Source organism: Streptomyces guryensis (genome assembly GCF_021261325.1).
Lineage (GTDB): Bacteria > Actinomycetota > Actinomycetes > Streptomycetales > Streptomycetaceae > Streptomyces > Streptomyces guryensis.
In genome coordinates, this window is the sequence record NZ_JAJSBI010000007.1 from 132,216 (window position 1) to 153,696 (window position 21,481).

At 65.8% G+C, this 21,481-nt stretch carries 14 protein-coding genes; 2 read left to right on the forward strand and 12 right to left on the reverse strand.

Going from position 1 to position 21,481, the window contains the following annotated elements; all coding sequences use genetic code 11:
• The first annotated feature begins 288 nt into the window (after positions 1-288).
• Positions 289-1,263 (forward strand): magnesium transporter CorA family protein, encoded by a 975-nt coding sequence (locus LJ657_RS16395; RefSeq protein WP_232649345.1) that lies wholly within the window; start codon positions 289-291, stop codon positions 1,261-1,263.
• 74 nt (positions 1,264-1,337) lie between these two features.
• On the opposite strand, the gene LJ657_RS16400 is transcribed toward LJ657_RS16395, so the two are convergent.
• The 3 genes from LJ657_RS16400 to LJ657_RS16410 are packed head-to-tail and all read right to left on the reverse strand — an operon-like array spanning position 1,338 to position 4,286.
• Positions 1,338-2,189, reverse strand: coding sequence for an aldo/keto reductase (locus tag LJ657_RS16400; protein ID WP_232649346.1), 852 nt, complete (start codon positions 2,187-2,189; stop codon positions 1,338-1,340).
• Between the two features lie 38 nt (positions 2,190-2,227).
• On the reverse strand, positions 2,228-3,256 hold the full coding sequence (locus tag LJ657_RS16405; RefSeq protein WP_232649347.1) for a zinc-binding dehydrogenase: 1,029 nt from the start codon (positions 3,254-3,256) through the stop codon (positions 2,228-2,230).
• Between the two features lie 52 nt (positions 3,257-3,308).
• Positions 3,309-4,286, reverse strand: coding sequence for an aldo/keto reductase (locus LJ657_RS16410; protein WP_232649348.1), 978 nt, complete (start codon positions 4,284-4,286; stop codon positions 3,309-3,311).
• Between the two features lie 216 nt (positions 4,287-4,502).
• On the opposite strand from LJ657_RS16410, the gene LJ657_RS16415 reads away from it, so the two are divergent.
• A complete protein-coding gene (locus tag LJ657_RS16415; RefSeq protein WP_232649349.1) occupies positions 4,503-5,411 on the forward strand; it encodes a helix-turn-helix transcriptional regulator in 909 nt (302 codons plus the stop codon).
• A 689-nt stretch (positions 5,412-6,100) separates the two neighbouring features.
• On the opposite strand, the gene LJ657_RS16420 is transcribed toward LJ657_RS16415, so the two are convergent.
• The 9 genes from LJ657_RS16420 to LJ657_RS16460 form a co-directional block, all read right to left on the reverse strand.
• A complete protein-coding gene (locus LJ657_RS16420; protein WP_232649350.1) occupies positions 6,101-8,440 on the reverse strand; it encodes a UvrD-helicase domain-containing protein in 2,340 nt (779 codons plus the stop codon).
• 53 nt (positions 8,441-8,493) lie between these two features.
• The gene (locus LJ657_RS16425; RefSeq protein WP_232649351.1) at positions 8,494-11,151 is read right to left on the reverse strand and encodes a sigma factor-like helix-turn-helix DNA-binding protein; all 2,658 of its coding nucleotides are present in this window, start codon (positions 11,149-11,151) and stop codon (positions 8,494-8,496) included.
• Positions 11,152-11,318: 167 nt separating this feature from the next.
• Positions 11,319-11,783, reverse strand: coding sequence for a DNA phosphorothioation-associated protein 4 (locus LJ657_RS16430; RefSeq protein ID WP_232649352.1), 465 nt, complete (start codon positions 11,781-11,783; stop codon positions 11,319-11,321).
• On the reverse strand, positions 11,783-13,840 hold the full coding sequence (locus LJ657_RS16435) for an AAA family ATPase (RefSeq protein ID WP_232649353.1): 2,058 nt from the start codon (positions 13,838-13,840) through the stop codon (positions 11,783-11,785). The genes LJ657_RS16430 and LJ657_RS16435 overlap by 1 nt, the downstream gene beginning before the upstream one ends.
• Positions 13,837-14,001 (reverse strand): hypothetical protein, encoded by a 165-nt coding sequence (locus LJ657_RS16440; RefSeq protein ID WP_190152738.1) that lies wholly within the window; start codon positions 13,999-14,001, stop codon positions 13,837-13,839. The genes LJ657_RS16435 and LJ657_RS16440 overlap by 4 nt, the downstream gene beginning before the upstream one ends.
• A gap of 46 nt (positions 14,002-14,047) precedes the next feature.
• Positions 14,048-16,198 carry a DEAD/DEAH box helicase family protein gene (locus LJ657_RS16445; protein WP_232649354.1) on the reverse strand — a complete coding sequence of 717 codons (2,151 nt, stop codon included), beginning with the start codon at positions 16,196-16,198 and terminating at the stop codon, positions 14,048-14,050.
• Positions 16,198-18,180 (reverse strand): hypothetical protein, encoded by a 1,983-nt coding sequence (locus LJ657_RS16450; RefSeq protein WP_232649355.1) that lies wholly within the window; start codon positions 18,178-18,180, stop codon positions 16,198-16,200. The genes LJ657_RS16445 and LJ657_RS16450 overlap by 1 nt, the downstream gene beginning before the upstream one ends.
• Positions 18,181-18,263: 83 nt before the next feature.
• Complete coding sequence (locus tag LJ657_RS16455; RefSeq protein WP_232649356.1) at positions 18,264-20,492, reverse strand: ParB N-terminal domain-containing protein; 2,229 nt, start codon at positions 20,490-20,492, stop codon at positions 18,264-18,266.
• A 7-nt stretch (positions 20,493-20,499) separates the two neighbouring features.
• Positions 20,500-21,102 carry a GIY-YIG nuclease family protein gene (locus tag LJ657_RS16460; protein WP_232649357.1) on the reverse strand — a complete coding sequence of 201 codons (603 nt, stop codon included), beginning with the start codon at positions 21,100-21,102 and terminating at the stop codon, positions 20,500-20,502.
• Positions 21,103-21,481 lie beyond the last annotated feature (379 nt).

A 21,481-nucleotide genomic window follows, 5' to 3' on the forward strand; every position in this document is an offset into this window, starting at 1 on the left:
CGCCCTGCCGGACGCGGGGCCCACGGCTGTGCCCCATCCGCGTTTGGCAGAAGAAACAGCAGGTCGTCAGCATCCCGGTATCAGCGGCGGGCCGGCCGCTGTCCGCCGTCCACGTGGACGGTGCGTCTGCCGGCTCTTCAAGGCAACGGTGTTCCAGTTGTGTCACTCGCGGAGGTCGGCCGCGTGGATCACACCATCTCTTCGTGTCAGTCACTGTCCCACCCGTCGGGGTGGATGTCCGGTAGTGGTGTCCGCTGCTGCTCCGCTGATGCCGTTAGGGTGCGCGACATGGCCCGTACTCGGCTGTACCGCGACGGCTCCCTGGTCGAGGAGGACTTCCCGGTCCGTGACATCTCCCGGCATCTGGCGGATCCGTCTTCGATCGTGTGGTTGGACCTGTACCGCCCGAACCGCGCCGAGTTCACGGCGGTCGGCGAGGAACTCGGTCTCCATGAGCTGGCGCTCGAGGACGCGCTGCACGAGGGACAACGGGCGAAACTCGACAGCTACCGCACCCATCACTTCCTCAGTGTCTACGCGGTCGCCGTCGCCCCGGACGGCGCAGGACTGACGATGAGCGAGCTCGCGGTCATCCTCACGCCGCAGGCGCTGATCACCGTCCGTAAGGACGCCGCGTTCGACCTCGACGAGCTGGTTGCCCGCTGGGACCGTACGCCGGCTCTGGCAGCACACGGGGTCGCCCTGCTGCTCCACGGCCTGCTCGACTACGTCGTCGACGGGCACTTCGCCGCGGTACGGCAACTCGACGAACGTATCGAGGAACTTGACGATCTGCTCTTCGCCGAGGGCGGCCGGGAGATCCAGACCGTGCAGCGCCAGTCCTACGCCCTGCGGAAGTCACTGGTCCGGCTCCGTCGCGTGGTCCTGCCCATGCGGGAGGTCGTCAACGCCCTCATGCGTCCCGACCTCGACGTCGTCGACGGCCCCCTGCTGCCGTACTACCGCGATGTGTACGACCACGTGCTGCGTGCCGGCGAGTGGACGGAGTCGCTGCGCGACCTGGTGGCCTCGGTGATGGAGACCAACTTGTCGGTGCAGGCGAACCGGATGAACCTGATCATGAAGAAGGTGACGAGCTGGGCCGCGATCATCGCCGTGCCCACGGCGATCACTGGCTTCTACGGACAGAACCTTCCCTACCCCGGCTTCGGACAGCAGGCGGGTTTCATCGTTTCCAGCGCCGTCATCGTCGTTGTCTCTCTGACGCTGTACTTCGCTTTCAGGCACTGGGACTGGCTCTGACCGCACACGCTGCTGTGTGCTCGCCGGCAGACGGGTCCTGACCGGCCGCCGATCGATCCCCGGGCGAGCGTGCGTCAGGCGTCAAGGCGGCGCCCCGCGAGCCAGGTGACGATCTCGGGGTCATGGTGGTCGAAGAACAGGGAGCTGCCGGTGTCGAGGCCGGCGATCTGGGCCATCTGCTCGTCGGTGAGCTGGAAGTCGAAGACGTCGATGTTCTCGGCCATGCGCTCGGCGCGTACGGACTTGGGGATGGCGATGACACCGCGCTGGGTGAGCCAGCGCAGGACGACCTGGGCGACCGACTTGCCGTACTCCTTGCCGATGCCGGCGAGCAGCGGGTTGGTGAACAGGTCGTTCTTGCCTTCGGCGAAGCCGCCCCAGGACTGGATCTGCACGCCGTGTTCGCGCATCAGTGCCTGGTGGTCGGCGCGCTGGAAGAACGGGTGGGTCTCGATCTGGTTGACGGCCGGGGTGATCTCGTTGTTGACGATGAGGTCGACCAGCCGGTCGGGGTAGAAGTTGGCGACACCGATCGCCTTGGCCGTGCCCTCGCGGTGGAGGGCTTCCATGGCGCGCCACTGGCCGTAGACGTCGCCGAAGGGCTGGTGCATCAGATACAGGTCGAGGTGGTCCAGGCCCAGCTTGTTCAGGGATGTCTCGAACGCGCGGCGGGTGTTGTCCTGGGCGGGGGCGTCCTGCACCCAGAGCTTGGTGGTGACGAACAGGTCCTCGCGGGGGACGCCGCTGGACTTGATCGCGTGGCCCACGGCTTCCTCGTTGCCGTAGGCGGCGGCGGTGTCCAGCAGCCGGTAGCCGGCGGCGAGGGCTTCGGAGACGGCGCGCTCGGTGTCCTCGGTGGGGATCTGGTAGACGCCGAAGCCGAGGAGCGGCATCTCGACGCCGTTGTTGAGGGTGACGGTCTGCATGCGTGGGTGTCCTTCGTTGTGCGGGTGGGAGCAGGTGGTCAGGGGCGGATGAGGGCCTTGAGGACCTGGCGGTCGGCCATGGCCCGGTAGGCGTCCGGTGTCCGGTCGAGGGCGAATTCCTGGTCGAAGACGTGGCCGGGGGCGATGGTGCCGTCCAGGACGTCGGGCAGCAGCTGCTCGATGTAGGCGCGGGCGGGGCCGGCGCCGCCGGTCAGGGTGATGTTGCGCATGAACTCGGCCGGGCCGATCGGTCCCTGCTCGTACTGCGGGACGCCCAGTCGGCTGATCGTGCCGCCGTCCAGGACCGCGCCGAGCGCGGTGTCCAGGGCCGGGCGGGTGCCGACGGCCTCGATGACCTTGTCCACGCCCCCGGTCAGTTCGCGGATGCGGGCGACGCCCTCTTCACCGCGCTCGGCGACGACTTCGGTGGCGCCGAACCTGCGGCCCAGGTCGGTGCGGGCCGAGTGGCGTCCTGCGAGCACGATCCGCTCGGCCCCGAGCCGATGCGCGGCGATGACCGCGCACAGGCCGACCGCGCCGTCCCCGACCACGAGCACCGTGTCACCGCGGCCGATGCCGGCGGTGACGGCGCCGTGGTGGCCGGTGGTCATCACGTCGGAGAGTGCCAGCAGGGAGGGCAGCAGCGCGGAGTCGGCGGCCACCGGCAGCTTCACCAGGGTGCCGTCCGCGTACGGGACGCGGACGGCTTCGCCCTGTCCACCGTCGACGCCGTCGAAGCCGTACCGGCCGCCGTTGCGGCACGAGATGTGGAGGCCCTTGGCGCAGTAGTCGCAGGTGTTGTCGCTGTAGGTGAAGGGGGCGACGACCAGGTCGCCGGACTTCAGGGCGGTCACGTCCGCGCCGGTCTCCTCCACGACGCCGAGGAACTCGTGGCCCATGGGGCGGCCGGTGTCGGTGGCGGGCATGGCTGCATAGGGCCACAGGTCGCTGCCGCACACGCAGGAGGTGACCACGCGGACGACCGCGTCGGTCGGCTGGACGATCTTCGGGTCGGGCCGGTCCTCGACGCGGACGTCGCGGGCACCGTACATGACTGCTGCACGCATGAGGGAGGTTGCTCCAAACAGGGGATGGGCCGGGGCCGCAGCGGGGCGGGGGTCAGCGTTCGAGCATCCGGGCCTGGGCCTCGGTGTGGGTGGCGCCGGCGGCGGGCGGCAGGCTGGAGAGCCGGTCGAGCTGCTCGGCAGTGAGGGTGACGGCGTCGGCGGCGGTGTTCTCCTCGACCCGGCTGACGCGCTTGGTGCCGGGGATCGGGGCGATGTCGTCTCCCTGGGCGAGCAGCCAGGCCAGCGCCACTTGCCCGGGCGTGGCACCGGCCTCGTCGGCCAGGGCCTTGACCTCGTCGGCGAGCGCCAGGTTGTGCTGGAAGTTCTCGCCGGTGAAGCGCGGGTTGTCGCGCCGGAAGTCGTTCTCGTCGAACTCGTCGGTGGAGCGCACCGTGCCGGTCAGGAAGCCGCGGCCCAGCGGGGAGAACGGCACCAGCCCGATGTTCAGCTCCCGCAGCACGGGCAGGATCCTCTCCTCGATCCCGCGAGTGAACAGGGAGTACTCGGACTGGACCGCGGTGACCGGCTGCACCGCGTGGGCGCGGCGGATCGTGTCCGGGCCGGCCTCCGAGAGCCCGAAGGCCCGCACCTTGCCCTCGGCGATCAGCTCCTTGACGGCGCCGGCGGTCTCCTCGAGCGGCGTGTTCGGGTCGACGCGGTGCTGGTAGTAGAGGTCGATGTGGTCGGTGCCGAGCCTCTTCAGGGAGCCCTCGACCGCGGTGCGGATGTTCGCCGGGCTGGAGTCCAGGTTCCAGGCGCCCTCGCCGCCGTGCGAGACCAGGCCGAACTTTGTGGCCAGGACCACTTGGTCCCGGCGCCCCTTCAGAGCCCGTCCGAGTAGTTCCTCGTTCGTGTACGGCCCGTAGATCTCGGCCGTGTCGATGAGCGTGACGCCCAGTTCCAGCGCCCGGTGCACGGTCCTGATCGACTCCGCGTCGTCGGTGCCGGAGCCCGTGTAGCCGTGGGACATACCCATCGCACCCAGACCGATCCGGGAAACCTCCAGGTCACGCAGCTTGATGTACCGCATCTCGCCCTCTTTCGATCCATTGCGTACCCGGCACCCCCACTCCCGCCCGGCCCGGTGGGTCGCGCCTGTGGTGACTGGGTAGGGGCCGGGGTACCGGCGTGTTGCTCATTCACCTTCGCCCGGATTGCGGAGATGTGGCAGGGCGGGCTCTTCGGGGGTAATGACAGGGCCCCCCTCACGCTGCACTGCGGGCACTGACCGGATAAGACTGGAGCCATGGCATCCCAGAGCGCGCACAGCGAGGGCGCCGAGCTGGGCCGCTACCTGCGTGCCCGTCGGACCCAGACCAGCCCTGAGCACGTCGGCCTGACCGTCGGCGCCGGCGTACGCCGCACTCCCGGCCTGCGCCGCGAGGAGCTGGCCACCCTTGCCGGCATCAGCATCGACTACTACGTCCGTCTGGAGCGCGGCAAGGAGACCCGTCCCAGTCCGGCCGTGCTCGACTCCCTCGCCCGCGCGCTGAATATGGACGACCAGGAGCACCAGCACCTGCGCGAGCTCGCGGCCCGCGCCGCCCGCTACGTGTCCGAACCCCCGCCCGCGCCCAGTCGCACCGTGCGCCCGCATCTGAAGCTGCTGCTCGAGTCGCTGCGTCCGAACCCGGCCTACGTCATCAGCCGCAGCATGGACATGCTCGCCTGGAATCCCGGTGGCCTCGCCCTGTACGCGGGCCTGGACGACTGGCCCGTCAAGCACCGCAATCTCGCCCGCTACCTCTTCCTGCACCCCGCAGCCCGCGATCTCTTCCCCGACTGGGACCGCCAGATCACTGCCTGCGTCGCCCGCCTGCGCGCCGTTGCCGGCACCGCCCCGGACGCCCCCGACCTCACCAACCTCGTCGGCGAACTCCTGCTGAAAAGCCCCGACTTCGCCGGCCTGTGGGAACGCTACGAGGTCACCGGACGCAAGCCCGCACAGAAGATCTTCCAGCACCCGCAGGTCGGCACACTCACCCTCACATCCCAGTCCCTGCACGTGGAAGGCACCCCCGGCCAGCGCATCGGCGTCTACACCGCCGAACCCGGCACCCCCGACCACGACGCTCTGCTCCTACTCGACATGACCGCACCACGGCCCGCCGAACGTCCGGCATCCGCCCCCCGGGCCACCGATCAGCGGTCGTAAGCAGCAGGCATCCCCGGCAGCCCTGGTCTTGTCGACGCCCATCCGGAGAAGGCCGTCGACAAGGCTCGTCGCGCGGGTTGAGCGAGCGGTCCTTGGAGCGTTCCCCCGCTGAGGCCGTGGGGCGAATCTCATAGCGCGCTCTCAGATGTATGAGGCCATGACGCTGTGGACTGCGATCGCGGAACAGAGGAGGTAGGGCGTCGTAGCGTCTGTAGATGGTTTAGGAGCGCCGCTGCGGCAGAATCAACATCGTTTGGCCCCCTGTTCGGCTCCCCGGACACGACAAAGGGCCAATCGCGATCATGCGATTGGCCCTCTGACCAGCGTCGGGGTGGCGGGATTTGAACCCACGACCTCTTCGTCCCGAATGAGGGTCGGGCGTGATCACCACCGGGTGGTTGGCTGTTTTGCCTGATCAGGGTGTTGGGGTGGGGCGGTCTCGGGTGGTGTCGAAGGGGCTTGGGGAGCGGGTTGGCTCCCAGATGGCTCCCAGGAGCGTCCCTCTCGTGCTTACCATTGGGCGGGCTCGCTACGCGATCGGAGATCGAGCAGGTGACTCCTGCAGACCACGTTCGACTGCCCCTACCACGCGCCCTGCGGAGCAGGAGTCTGGTCTTGACGTGATCTCTCACGAGGCCGGGTGACTGCCGTTCTTGGTGACTCGCCGAACCACCGTACTCGGCTGTCGTTCAGTTCCGTTTGGTCACTGGCTCCGTCAGAAACGGGCTGGGATTGCCGTGCCAGGTGATGGTGAGGGCGTCACGGGCACGTGTGGCAGCGACAAACAGCATCGAGCGGGCCTTACGCAACTCCCGGCGGTAGCGTGCCGGATCATCAGCACGGTATCGGTCGATCGAATCCGTGCGTGGGACAAGCTTGTTGCTTGCACCTACGATGACGATGCGCTGGTACTCGAGACCCTTGAAGCGGGGCATGGTGCCCACATGAATCTCGCCGTCGCCGCGAGGGCCGTCCGAGGTCAGTTGGGCGTAGCCGAGACCTGCCTTTGTGGCGAGGTGGTAGATCACCTGGCTCACTTTGTCTCGGTCAGGGACTGCGACGGCGATCAGACCGCGGACGTCGCCTGCTGCACTGCTTTCGTGGGCAAGTCCGTCGCGCCATTCACGCAAAGTGGCGGCCAGGCCGTCGAGTTCCTCCTCCCAAGTGGCGTAGCCGCGCAGTTCGGGTACAGGTCCGTGCAGAACGGAACGGTAGCCCGACAGGGTGTCGGTCCCGTCGTCGAGGTCGTCATATGTCTCGCCGGACATCACCGTCAGGGCGCGGGCGAGGATCTCCTTCGTGGTGCGGTAGCTCAGGGACAGGCGGGCGGAGCGTCCTCGGACGTTGATTCCGAGAGAACCGAGGGAGACATGGTTGTCGTAGACCCGTTGGTGCGTGTCACCGGCGATGAACATGTCGTTGTCGCCGGGGGCGACCATGGCTCGCAGCATCTTCCAGTGTGCCGCGCGCAGGTCCTGCGCCTCGTCGACGACGATGTGCTTGTAGCGGTGTTTCAGGTCGCTCATTGATGCCTCGGCGTCGCGGTGGATCAGGTCGCGACCGCCGACCTGATCCTTGTACGCCTGACGGGACTGGATGCGGCCGGCGCGCTCCATCTCGTAGCGGGCGGCGCGTTCGGCGGCTTGGCCCCAGGTCTCGATGTCCTTCTTGTCGAGGCGGGCGGTGAACTGGTCGAGGATTTTCCACACGGCGGCTCGTTCGGGGCGAGTGAGCGGGCGTCCACGGCCAGCTCGGCGCGTCTGGAAATAGGCCGTGCGCGTCCCCACGGCCTGGCCGAGGATGACCTGTTCCCACTCCTCAATGAGGAACTCGGGTTCCCAGGACCCTTGCTGGCCGACCTCAGCGAGAACAGTGCGCAGCTCGGTGAGAGCCGTGCGGTCATCGACGCGGCGTTTGACGCTGCCCGATAGCGCGTTCTCGCTGACGACCTTGTAGGCGAGTTCGTCGATGTGGGCGATCTCCACGCGGGCGAGGAGATCAGGGTCCCCGATGAGGTCGGTGAGGCGAGCGCGCAGGTCAGCCGTGAGGTTCTTGGTGAAGGTTGTCAGCAGAATGGGCTTGTCCCGGCCCGGCTTCAGCTGCCGTACGAGGTGGTGGATCCGATGCAGGGCGACGATGGTCTTGCCGGTGCCAGGGCCGCCGGAGACGCGGGCGGGGCCGTTGTAGTCACGATCGACCAGTCGAGCCTGGGTGGGGTGGAGAAACACCTTCCATGCCTGGAAATCGCCGTCTTCCAGGACTTTCTGCAGGGCGTCATCGATGGTGGTGACGGCGGTGCGGGCGAGGGCGGCGCCGAAGTCTCCGAGGTCGATCTGGTCGGTTGAGGCAACCGCAGCGGTGATCTCGGCACGTACTTCGTCCGGGCTCATTCCAGCGGCCAGGCCGTACAGGACGTCCTGGGACAGCAGCGGTGCTCCCGCTACCAGGCGGTCGAGGTCGGCGGTGTCGGTGAGGGTGAGCGCGAGGTCGATGAGCGGTTCAGCGACGCCAAGTTCGCGGAGCAGCTGCCGGGAGTGCCCGGCAAGCAGCGGAGATGCCGGGGCAGCCGGCTCGGCGTCGGGCTGTGCATCTGGTCCGGAGGTGGGGGTGTCCTCGGTCTCGACGGTGGTGGTCGCGTCAGGTTCGGCCGGGATGAGCTGGATGCCGGCGCGGCGCAGGGCGCCTTCGCCGACGACGGAGAGGTCGACGAACTCGATCTCTCCGGAGACGCGGTTGATGGCGACGGATAGTTGCTCGTAGACGTCTCGACGGTGTCGAACCGCGATGACCAGCCAACTCTCATCCCCCGTCTCGTCCGTCCCGGTGCGGGTGAGCAAGGCGCGGTAGGAGTCGTCGATCCGAGCGGAGAAGATTTGCGAGTCGCCCTTGAGCGCCTTCAGCTGCAGGCCGTTGCTGTGCGGGTTCTCCCGGAAGCGGTGGGAGAAATCGTAGAACTTGGCCTTCACCGAGCGGTCGAGCTTGTAGAGCTCTTGCTCGGCTTTCTGGTACAGGCTGAGCCGGACAGTCATCAGGTGGCGCCTTCCAGGTCGTCGATGGGATAGCGTGGCGTGCTGGCGCCTCTTCAGCTGCCGGGAGCTGCGTCCGGGAGCAGGGCGAGCAGCTCGTCAAGGTGGGCGAGCCAGTCGACGGCGCTGCGAATGGTCCAGCCTGCGGCCCTGTAAGCGGCGTCGCGGGGCTCGGCTTCTGGGGCCGTGCTGCCGTGTGTCACGGCGGAGACGACGGCGACCTTGGCGGTGTCCTGATCCCAGGCGAAGTCGGCTTGCCAGCCCCCTTCACCGAGCTCGAAACCGAAGATTGGGGCGGTCTTGCCCCGGTTGGCGACTGCCTGGGCGAGGCGAATCAAGTCGGCTTCACTGCCCTCGTCGAGCAGTGGGATGATCTCCTCGTCCCACGCTGGGTCCCGAAACTCAGGCTCGACGGGCTGATTGGCCGCATTCTCAGTGTTGCCTGTTGGCTGTACTTCGGGCGCACCACGCTGGGGAGTCGCCGCGCTGCTGAGCTCTCCTGCGGGCGTTGCCGGGACGCTCAACTCTTCATCCAGCACGGCTGTACCGCTAAGCCCGGGCTCGTACTGCTCTCTCAATAGTTCCAGGATGTCCTTGTCGCCTCGAACTCGTAGGTGAGCGAGTACCTCATCCATGGTCGTCGCGTCTGTGAGACCGATGCGCCTGCCCAGAACGGCGGGCATGTCCTTCTCCGTGACCTGGCCGGACAGAGCCATGAGCCGTAGGGCTCGCTGCGTGTCCGTGAGGTTGAGTTCCGGTTCGTCGGCCAGGCGCAGTGCCTTCAGGCGACCGTCCTTTGCCGCCACGAAGACGTGGTCCCCCTCGACCGCATCCATGCGTTCGAGCAGGGGGCGAATTGAACCGCAGCTGGGCTGGTTGCGCCAGACGAGTTGGATGTCACCGACGTCGTGGGACAGTTCCAATCGACCGCCGGGAGCGAGGCCCAAGTGCGCTGCGAAGCCGGCCGGGATGGTAAACCCGGATCCGCGCAGGTGTTCACCGTTCACGTCGAGTCGGTACCACCAGGTGCCTTGGCCGGTTTGGAAACAGCGCCGGGTCTGTGCGACGTCGCGTCGCGGCTGGTAATCGGCCGCGCCGGTCTCGGTGGAGGCCGCTACGCGGATCCAGCCTCGCTTAAAGCGCTCGAATTCCGGAGCGGCGAGATAGGCACGCACGGACTTGTCAGAAACGTCGAACTGCGAGCAGAGCGAGGTGACGATGTCCTCGGACTTGGCTTCGCCACCGACGGATTCGAGTTCCCGGATGATCATCTCTCGGATGCCGAAGTACTCGACACCGCCCCAACGTCGCAGACCGTACAGATCCCGGTCGCGCCGCATGAAGCGGTCGTCGGTCTGAATCTGGTTGCGCAGGCTGGCGAGCGCCGTTCCGTCGTCCAGGCGTGCCAGAAGGTCCTCCATCGCGAGAGGGCGCCCGACGAGCATGAGAACCGCTTCGGCCCGGTCGTTGACAGAGCGGCCCCAGGGCAGCAGGTGTCCTTCGGTGACGCGGAAGCCCTTGACCGCCAGTAGCCACTCTTCCGCGGCTGCCTCGCGAATGCCGAGTTGCCCTAGCAGCTCCACAACATCGGCCCAGACCGGGGCCGACTCACTGCAGCGACGTGTCAGATCTGCCCGCGTCTGTTCGATGCGCTCATCGAGATCGCCCTCCACCAGCCAGCCGCTCGTCCAGGTGCGGTCGGGAAGCAGGGAGGCAATGAGCTGCCAGAGAGGAAGGTCGAGAGCGGGGACGGCGAGTTCGTGGACCGGGTGGAGTTCGCGTAGTTCGGTCTCGGTGGCCACTGCTCCAAGAAGTTCCTGGACAGCGAGGAGGTGGCCGAGGAACGGCTGACCGGCGGCTGAGTGGAGCCACAGCTGGAGCTTCTTCTCCAGCTCGACCTGGATCTGCCGGGCTCGCTCCCGGCTCACCCCGAACTGCTCTCCGAGGCTCTCCAAGGAGATCCGGTTCTGGCCGAACGTACGTCCTGCCGCGACGGACAACTGACGTTCGCCCCAGTCGTTGATGAGGCTCTCGAGCACGTCGAGCGGCTCCTCCAACAGTGCCGACTCGGCTGCGGGACCGGCTTTCGCACCAGGCGTCGCTTCGCTCTGCTCATCTGCGTCCCGGGCGGAGGCGCTGCTCTCCTCTTCTGGGTGTTCCTGGGCCCAAGCTCGCAGGGTGCCAACGGCGGCGCGGATAGCGGGCGGGGCGTCGGCCGGGATCAGGCGTACCAGCATGTCTGTGAGAGCGCGGACGTCCTGGTCTGGCTCTGCGGCCGATTCGTCACGGGAAGCCGCGGCGATAGGTTCCATCAGGTTCCGCCCGCCGATGAGGAAAGGGCGAAGGAGCGGCCGGACCAGCCGCGCGACTGCCTCAACACCTTCCTCGGCGCCTGCGTCCGACGCCGCTTGCTCGATCGTGACCCGCAAGTCCGCTTCCTGGCCCTCCGGGCAGAAGCACAGGTTGGGGAGCGCCACGCCGAGCGTCAGGTGCGGCCAGTGGGCACGCAGGGCCTGTGCAGCGCGGTGGGCCACTTCCTCAGCGCTGATGGTGGCCGTGACATCGGTGAGCGATGTTTCGTTCCACCACATTCCAGGCAGGCGGGGGTCTTCCAGCAACGGGCCCAATTGGCGTGGATCACCCCAGCGCAGGGCCGGCAGCAGGTCGACGAGCGCTATACAGAGGGGGGACTTGGATTCGATCGGGCCAGTCACGTGAGGATCCACATCTCGTGCGTTCGGGCGTGTTTCAGGTCAATGGTTGCCAACCAACTGGGGCCAGGGCGCGGACCGTGGCTCTGTTGGCTGCGAAGACCTGCAGCTCAACACCAGTAGGCGCGCGCTACGGGGCGACCCGACGGGCCGCCCGCGGCGGCGTGCTGCTACCACTCCAGGGCGTCCAGCATGTCCTTGACGGGGTCGTCGACCTGGTCAGCCGCCGGTGTGAGCGCGTCCAGCACGAGCGAACTGACGATCGCGACCAGGTCCCGGCTGCCCCGAGCGTTGATCTCTCCCTGGAGGTAGTGCAGCCCGCCGTTGGCGTAGTCCTCGAAGATCTTCAAACGGTCGGCGAGCCGGTCGTCACCCAGGATCTTCGCATCGTCGGGGACCTCGGCAGCGGCGATCAGGTCGATGAGCACATCGCCGTAGGGCCGGTTCTCAATGAGGGCGTAGCGGATCGGTTCACCCGACTTCTCGAACTCGACACGCCGTTCTTTCCTGCGGCCGAGAGCGGCGGCGAACAACAGCGCCTCGTAGTTGGCTCGGAAGGGACCGTCCTTGCCAGTGAGGAGGGCCAGCAACTGCTCGTGTTCGGCAGGGCGCCGGAACCGGATCTCAACGGCCATCAGGCAGTCACCTCTTCAAGGACGGTGTGGTTGAACTCGCCGTGTGAGACGTAGGGGAACTCACGGCCGTGGATGGTGATGCTGTCCTCGTCGGCGTCCGAGTTCGTGGTGTATGAACGCAGCACATACATGCGCGATGCGGCCTGCCCGAGGTGTTCCAGCACCATGCCGCGGGACTGGGACTTCGACAGCAGGGTGATGATCTGGGACGTCAGCTTCGGCAGCGACTCGGCGATGTCGTTCTGGTATGCCACATCGAGGTTCCCGAACGGAGCGTCCATGACGACGGGATATACTCCGCCACCCCCCAGGACAGCGTCTGTGGCCTTCTGCTTGCGGTCGTACGTCTCCTTCGTCAATTCGGAGACGGCGCCAACGAACGACAGGCCCAGGATCTGGTTCTCACCGGTACTGCGGGCCGCCGCGACGCCCGCCGAGTGATTGACGAGTTCAAGGGCGAAGGAGGTGGTCAGGCTGGGCGTGAAGGGCCTGATGCAGATTCGTCCGAAGACGCTTTTGACCTTGGCATCGAGCTGCTGGCGGACCTCCTCGGTCTTCACTGCCAAGATCCTCTGGAATGCGTCGAGGACTTCGTCGACCAGCAGGACCTGACGCTGGATTCGCTTGGACTCTTCGTCCTGCACACGCGCCGAGTGGAACTGCCGCCGCACCTTTTCGATCTGCTCGTCCAGCTCCGTCAGCTGTGACTGGGCTTCCCGGTGCTGCTGCAGCGCGTCCAGGCGCTTTCGGTCGAACTCCTTGCGCCGCTCCTCCAGGCGCTGCACGTCCATCACGTCGACACCCTCGAGCTCGCGGGCGATGTCGCTCATCTCAGCGTCGATCTGCTTGATCGATGCTTCGATGTCCTCGATGTCGGCAACGCACTCACGCAGTTTCGCGAGCAGATCAGCACGGGCCAGGGTGAGATCGGCGGTCTTGCCGCGCAGGTACATCCAGCGGCTCTCGACATCAGCGAGTCCTGCGTTGTAGCGGCGTTCTTCCAACGCTATGCGTGCTTCAGAGCCCTCGGGCAGGTCACGCCCGCACATGCACTGCCCGTCCTCGAGCAGGCCGTCGATGTAGTCACGCTGGATGCCCGCGGGCAGTTCTCGGCGCTTGCGCATACCTTCGGCCAGGTCCAGCACCGTGCTGTCGATGCCGCCAGTGAACGCCAGGAAGCTGTTCTTGGCCAGGAGGTCCCGCTTTCGCTCCTGGCGCTCGATGCGCTTGGCCACCAGTTCATCGAGTCGGAACTTGAGTTTGGCCCGCTGGCGCTGCAGCGGAGCGGCCTTACCGTTGGCCAGAAGTGCTCGGTTCGCCGCCTCGACTTCGCGCTCATAGCCGGCAGCGTTTTCCGAGAGCTGGAGCAGTTCCTTGTGCACGTCGATCTTCTGCTGCTCCAGCCGGTCCTGCTCGGCGGTCAGCGCCTGCAGCCGCCCGTCGCCGTTGCTACCCACCTGACGGCTCAGCTTGCGGGAGGCGGCCGGCAGGTGGGTACCGATCGCACGTTCGATCTCTTCCAGACCCATCAGGGTCTTGATCGCCTGCTGGACCTCATCCGTACGGTCGCCGGTGAACATTCGCTCCATGCGTTCACCGTTGAAGAAGAAGAACTGGCGCAGGCCCTCGGGGAGAATCTTCTGGATACGGTCCTGACCGTTCTGGACCGTTGTGCTGGCTCCACGCTCGGATTGGGTGACAGTGAGCTTCGGGGTCAGTGCGCTCTGCTCGTCGGCGTTCTTGGTTGTGGTGACCGCGCGGTGCACGGTGAAGTTCAGCCCCTCGTGCTCGAACTCAAGTTTCACCGAAGCGCTGACCAGTCCGCCGAAGGGGGTCTGCGCCCACGCGTGGTCGTTGATCACACGCTCTTGGCGCTCCACGTCATCGGAGAAAGTGCCGTACAAGGCCCACGTGAAAGCATTGAGCAGGGTTGTCTTGCCCGCACCGTTCATGCCGAAGATAAGGACAGCGGGCTTGTCCTCTGAAACCTCAAGATCGAGCTTCTGAGTGCCGTAGAAGACACGGAAGTTTTCCAACGTGAGCTTGAGCAGTTTCATTTGGCCAGCTCCTTGGCGGCACGAACGATCTCATCGGTGAGCAGGGTTGGGTTCTTGACATGCAGGTGCTCACGTTCGAGTTGCCACACCTTCGCCACAAGCTTCCTGGCCTCTGGCGACAGGCCGTCCATGATGTCCTTCAAGCTCTCCGTCGTTCCCATGACCTCTCTCCACACTTCGGGCTGTACTGGCGTTGCTCACATTGCTTCAGGTGTCCAAGAGCCCGTAGCGCAGGCGTAGCGGGCGCAGGATGTCCAGGGTGCGTGCCTCGTTGTCGGCGAGCCGAGCGAACTCAGTGACCCGTGTCAGCTCACGGGCGACCATTCGGCGTTCGGTCTCGTGCTGCAGATCGCTTGCTCCGTCCGGTGGGACGACGATGAAGTCGACGATGTCAGCGCGTTCCTTCCCAGGGGCCTTGCGCAAGACACGACCTCGGCGCTGGATGAACTGCCGCGGATTGGAGGAGCTAGCGAGCAGGTAGGCAGTGCGTGCCGCCGGCACGTCAACGCCCTCGTCGAGGCACTTCATCGACAGCAAGACCTGAAGTTCTCTGCCTGCGGCGAATCGGCGCAGCAGATTCTGTCGCTCGCCGCGCCTGGTTTCGGCGGTGTACGGAGCTGCGGGCATACGCAAGTCCTTGCCGACCAGAGACAGCGCCTGCTGAAGTTGGGTCGGCTCATCGATGTCGCCGGCCTCGTAGGCGAGGGGATGGCGACCCTCGGCGCAGTACAGCAGTTGGTACCAGTCGTCGCGGCGCGCGGTGATCTCACGGTGCAGGGCAGGCAGCTTGGCTCGCGCGTGCCCCAGGATGTTCGAGCGCTTGCGCAGGAGCTTGCCGAGCGGGCTGTCGTCGTCCGTATCGTCGGAGAAGCCTTGGGCCGCGATGATCCTGGCGATCTTCTCGGTCACTTCCGCATAGAGGAATGCCTCCTCGTCGTCCAGCTCGACCAGAACCGGAGTGTAGGTGTAGCGGCAGAGTGCGCCCGCACGGATGGCGTCGCCGATGCCCATCTCGAAAACGACATCACCAAAGTAATCCGTCAGCGCGGCAGTGCCCTGGTCGTCGAACCAGCGCTCCGGCGTGGCCGACAGCCCGAGCCGATAGCCGGCCAAGGTGGGAAGCTTCTCTCGCAAGCGCTTGGCGCCCAGATTGTGGCACTCGTCCGCGATGACAAGCAGGCGACCGCGGTAGCGGGCCAGGATTCCCTGCAACGGGTCTGCGGCGAAGGTTGTGTTGGTGGTGACGATGACGCCGCCCTTCGCCGTCCCCAGCGCCAGGGCATCGAGAAGTGACGAGGCTCTCCCGTACCAGCTGGTGGTGGACTCGTAGGCGCGGACCGGCTGAATACCGAACCACGCAATGTCCTTTGACCACTGGTCGACCAAGTGCTGATAGGGGGCGATGACGAGGGTCAGCAGCGGTTCGTCGCGGCTGCGCAGCATGCGGGTCAACTGTGCTGCGGCGGACAGAGCAGTCAGCGTCTTGCCCGTGCCGGTGGCCATGCGCAGGATGCCGCGACCACCGTTGGCGAACCACCGCTCGACGGCCTGTTTCTGGTAGTCCCGCACGGTCAGCTCAGGAGGGATGACGAGCCGTCCGGATGCCTCCGGGCGGGGCAGGGTGATGACAGCACCGTCCATGGTCGGCAGCTCGGGCTCGATCTGAGATGCGGTGCGTTTCGCGCACTCCTGGATGACCCCTTTTGCGGCGGCGGTGAAGTCGATCACCCGTAGCAGCGGTGTTCGATCGTCCCAGAGGTCTTCGAAGTCCTGGCTGATCCGTACGGCGCGCGTGCTGTCCCCTGGCTCCCAGGTGCGGAACACCTCAATGGACTCAAAGTTGCCGACCAGCCCTGGCATGGTCTCGTTGGCGCTGCCTTTGAAGGCCACCAGGTCGTGTCCGTCGCGGAAAATCCCGATCTTCTCGTGGTAGATACCGATCCTGTCGCCCGAGCTGATGTATGCGAGCTTGATGTCGAGTCGGCCGTCCGCCACGAGCAGGCCGAGCTTGCCAAGCCCCTGGGCTGCCCGCGGGTCCTGAGTTGCCTGCTCGATGTCGCGCAGAGCCGCCTGCTCCAGCACGGCACGCAACTCGTATCCGGCTTGTATCTGCTTTACGTCCTCTGCGTTGAGCTGTGGGGAAGCGACGATGCGCATCGTCCCGCCGCGAGCCGCGAAGTCATCTAGTCCCCGGCCGAGCACGGCCAGCACCGATGCGCTGAAGTATCCGACCGCCCTGTCGTAGGAGGTAGCAGCGGCCAGGGCGGGGACGTAGAAGTCGCGGGCGATGTCGCAGCGGTCGCTGCGATAGTCAGCGAGCAGATCGGCTGCGCGGAGCACGGAATCCTGTCTGTTCATCACAGCCCCATGAGATCGATCAGGTCGTCCGGTGACGGCCCATCATCGTCAGGACTCTCAGCACTGCTGTCTGTCGAGGCCCGCTCGTCGTTCTCCTCACGCCGGACGTCGCTGAGACGACGTACCACGCCGCCACGCGCAGTGAAGGGAGGGGAGGAGGCGACCTGACGCACGCTGGATTCGTTGATGGTGAACTCGCGGGTCAGGATGGCGACCAGCTCATCTGTCGGAATCGAACCGTTAGCCAGGTCCACCTCCTCCGTGACGAGCTCCTTGATCGTGGTGTACGGGCGCAGTCCCCACTCGGTGAGCGCCCAGGAGTCCACGTCGCTCCGCACGAACCGTGAATCCTTGGGCAGCTGCGCTTTCAGCGAGCGGATGTTCACGTCGGAGCCCATACGCTCGACCAGCAGTTTCGAGTCCAGAGGATGACCGAGCTCGTTGAGCACGTTCCAAGCTCGGTCGTTGAGTGTCTCGCGCCGGGAACCGCTCCCGGCGGCGGAATCAGCAACAAGCGTGCGGGCAGGTGCCACAGAAGCACCGCTGGAAAGGGCATCGTCAGGCAGCCCCCAGCCGTCGGCTCGCGCGACTGCAGCGAGGATGCGTGCCATCAGCGTCCGCAATGGTTCGGGGAACTCGTCGCTGTCGCGCAGCAGATCGGCCAGCTGCTCGCCAGGCCGATGCTCGCAGGCGAACTCGCGGAGCTGCTCGAGTACGTCAATCAACTCCGGCATCGCATCTCCAGACTGCGCGGGAGCCGGGAGAGAGTCCTCGTGGGTCTGAGCGGGCGACCCCCTCAGAGCCTCTTCCAGGGATGCTGCTTCGGTGGCAGGCCGTGGCGGAGCGAGTTCGTAGTCGCCCTCCACCACTGAGGTGCCCGTCTGATAAGTGACGGGCTGAGAGGTTTCGCCGAGTTCGACCTGGCGGCCGTCTACTAACCGCAACCCGCAGTAGCGGAGCCACCCCTCGGTGGCCTTGAGGGACTCGCTAGTACCTTCAATCAGCCGTCTGGTTGCGGCCCAGGACAGGCACTCTCCCGCTTCTAGATCAAGTGCGTCTCGGGTGAGCTTGCGCATTTCCTCGAGCGAGCCGCTGAACAGCCACTCTCCATCTATGGTCCCGGACCAGTGAAGAGCGACCAACAGCTCAAGCACCATCACGTTGCTGCCCGGCAACTTGACCGCGAGCCAAGGATGTTGCTCAAACAGGTCGCTGCGTGTGATGGGGGCCACTGTCGCAGTGCTGAACAGCGTCAAGACAGAACGGATCCCCGTGGAGTCCGAAGCCGCGGTCTCCAGCCGCTGGGGCAGTTCGTCAAGCAACCGTGTCATCCACGGCCGCATGGTGCGGTAGCGCGCGGCAAGCTCGTCGACCGGCAACGGGGACACTGCACACAGATGCAGGGTGATTAGATCTTGCTGTCGAGCGTCCAGACCGATGAACCACTCACAGATCGCGGTGTCCGGCTCTGCGCTCGAACTTGATCCTGCTGCTGCCGGCACCGGGGACTCCTCGGTTCGGTCCCGCTGCGGGAACGTGACACCCGCGCGCACGAGAGCGGCGAGGACTTCGCGCTTTATCTCGATGCGGACCTTCGGCAGGTTGAGGATGTCCATCGCGGCCAGTTGCCCCACTTCGCCCAGCGTCCTGCCGCCCGCCGCTTCCAGCACTTCCAGTGCCCTCGCGTCCAACGCCAACTCCGCCGTCGGCATGTCCTTAGGCAGAAAGGGAAGCAGGAGGAGCAACTGCTTCTCGTCCAGCAGCACTGAACCACTGCCCCAGCAGAGGAAAGACGCGAACAAATCGAAGACGTCGTCCATGTACGGACGCCGCAAGCTTGTCTCTTCCGGCGTCTCACGCAGCCACCACTGCGCTGGCCCTCCCAGCCTCTGGAGTGCGAGCAACTCCTCGGGCGCCAGCTGATCCAGCCACGGCAGCACGACCTGCCACGTCGGCGTGGGCGACGAGAACGAGGGCGACATCTTTCCTACCTTTTACGTGCCAGTGGAACATCTACCGGAGTCGGCGGAGAAGCCTGAAACGGCCCCCGCCGCCGAACCGCGGCTCACTCACCAAGCAGGTCGTCCACACTGGTCACCGGCTCATCCTCGGCTCCCTCTGCGCTTCCCGCGAGGTCCTCGGCATCGCCGGCAGCGTCGTCCGGCTGCTGCGTGGGCACGCCTTCCTGGGCGAACTGAGCCAGCCAGCTCTTGTACGGCTCGGCGGTGCCGTAGAACCACTCCTTGAGCGCACGTCCCAGCGCCGCTCGGGCTACCTGCTCCGCTTCTGGCCGCAGCTTCGCGTCGACGACCCCGGGCCTGCTGGTCTTAAGCGCCTTGAACTGCTGTTCCTCACACAGTCCCAAGTAGAGGCCACGCGCGGTGCTGAGCATGTCCTCGAACGCCGACCGGTTCGCAAACCACGGAGCAACGTGTTCCCATGCCTCGGGCGTGTCCAGCACCTGAAGCCAGAAGTACCGGAAGTAGACCGCCTGCGGAGTGTCCATGTTGGCGATCTGATTCAAGGGCTGGCTGACCTCGCTCTTGTTGAACGCAAGCCTGCGATCCTTGGCCTTCCCCTGCTCCAGGGCGAAGTAGGCGTTCCACGCCCCCACCAGAGCGTCCGCAAACTGCGGGAGCTCATTGATGTCGACGCCGCCTGGCTGTTCTTTGCGCAATTCCCACAGCGACCCGAGAGTCATCACCATGCCCAACTGGCAGGCGTGCGTGTTGAACACTGCGTAGGCAGCCTTCGACTGCTTGAGCGCGGCGGTGCGACCGGAATCCAGGTACGCCCGTGCCCGGTAGGTCTCGAACGTATCCTCGCGGCCCTTCAGCGCTTCCCAGGCGCGGATTACATCGGACTTGGTCGCCTTCAGGCCCGCGGCCTTCTTCTCCAGGTAATGCTCGTAGCTGTCGCGCAGCGTCCAGAACACGCCCACCCCACTGAACAGGGCATCGTGAGCGAGCGTCAGACCGGTGTCGTCGATGTGCCAGTCGTCCTTCGACTGCGTCAACGCCTTGGCATGAGCAGCGTAGGGTGCCGTCCGCGAGAGCAGGGTGAGGATCGCCCGACCCCAAGTTGCTGCGAACCGATCGCTGATGACGTCCATCCGCCCCAGCGGGAACTCAGTGTTGCCGATCTTTTCGCGCTGGTAAGTGAAGCCGCCGTCCTCGAACTGGTCGGGGAAGAGGCTGGTGAGGTCCAGCTGCCTCTGCATGAACGTGTCCAGCTCGGTCTGGCTGAGCCGACCTCCGATCTTCTGTGCGACGTTGTTCAGGTATTTGGGAGGGCCGAAAACGCAGCGGTCGACCGCGAACTTAAGGAGGTGGATGTTGGTCAGTACAGACCACCGGGCCGGCCGGGTGGAGTTCACCTCCGGGTTGTCGTACTCGACCGCGTAAATGGGCAGCAGGGAGTCACTGGTGTCGTTGCGCAGCTCACTGAGCATGCGGCGGGTCAGCACGTTGCTCAGTTCGGCATCCGACAGCAGGATGATCCGCGAGTCGGAGGGCGGACGCGCTTCCTTGTTAACGTCGACAAAGAGCTTGCGTGCCGCCTCATGCGGCTTTGCTTCCTCGCCAGTCTCTTCGGGGAACCAACACACGGTCACAGGAACCTCGATGCGGCTCAGATCCACATCGTCGAAGCCACGGAGGGCCTGGTTGACCTGGTTCTCGTAGAAAGACTTGAAGCGCGCACCACCGGACTCCTGCCAGCTATTGGTCCTGGTGCGCTCGACCGCGAGGAGCGCCATTGCACGGTGTTGGCCGTCGAGGACCACAAGCTGCGACTCGGTCTTGTTCCACCACAGCTTGCCGACACTCGCCGGGTGGAGACGGTCATCGTCTCCGACCAGGCGCTGGACCCGGAAAGACGTCCCGGCCTGCTCCTGCTGCCAGCGAGCGCCGTCGTCCGGAACCACCTCCTGCTTGCCCAGCGGCTCGAAGAATGAGGGACGCCTGCCTCGGAAAGGCAGCAGTACCGCGACGATCGGTGGGAAGAACGCCGGCCCGGTGGGCTTGAGATCCAGCAAGTAGGGGATGAGCTTGACCGCGACCCGGTGGTCGTCCAGGTCACGCTGCAGAAGCTGGTTGAAGTCCAGATCCCCGGCTTCCATGACCTCACGGACGGGTGCGAGGCTCTTGGTGAGCTGGCGCTCGGGGTCGTCGGTCACCTCGCCGAGCCGAGCCTTGGTCATGATGTAGTCCACCCGGCCGGCCGGCGTGGCGAAGGTGCCCCACGTCCCCTGGACGTAGTCGCGGAACGTGAGCTTGGTTCCTGAGCCGAACATCGTGTCCCTACTGCCTTCCGAGAATCGGCGCGTACAGCCGGTGGAGCAGCCATTCGGCTGACTCTGCGGTGTTTCGCAGGTGCTTGATGGTCACAGCGTCGTCTGCTTGATCACCTAGGTCGATGACCCAGGCTTCGAGGTGGCCCATGGCCATGTTGCGAGCGGCTGCCCGCGCGCCGAACGTCTTTCCCTTCGCACGGACGGTCTCCGCATCCTCAGGGTGTTCACGCAGCCAGTCGTACGCCTTGGTGAAGTCGCGGCGATGGGTGCGTAGGCGCTCGCGCAGATTCTCGGCGACACCTATGTACAGCGGCGAGGAGAACACCGGGGACGCTATCTCCAAGATGGTCGCCATCACTCGACGTCTTTCCTCGCTGTCCAAGGAATCCATGAGTATCTCTAGGCGCTTGTCCTCTTCCACAGCGACGTCGTTGCTTGCCACGTCTGCATCGTGCAGGGGTGTGTCGAGCTGGAGTTCGCCCTCCCACGCGGCGCCGTAGGAGCCACGCCCGCGCAGGGCGATAGGGAGTGGCTCGTAGTAGCCGGCGTATTTTCTGAGCAGACGCAGGAAGCCCTCGATCGCTTGATCGCCCTCCGGGCTGGGCTTCATCTTCCAGTCATGCGGACCGGCTCGGAAACTCACATACCAGGCGTACAAGCCAGGAGTCTCAGGCGCCTGATCGACGTCCAACATTGAGTAGCGGCTGTGCGAGAGAGCATTGGTCACAGCCGGAGTTCCCCTATTCATACTGCTGTTCTCGATCCGTTCCCCCTGGCTGCGCGCCACGAGCCAGGAGTCTGAGCTATGCGCTGCCGGTGAAATGTCCAGGTCAAGTGGGATGTAGTGGAGAAAAAAGCCATCGGGGGGCGCTGCGCATGAGCCCCAACCAGCCTGACGGCGCCCTGGTCAGCAACCTGCTGGCTGCTGACCAGAACGGGACAAAAGATCTTGCAGCATCTGTGCACTCGCGGCCTACCCTCTCCCCGGA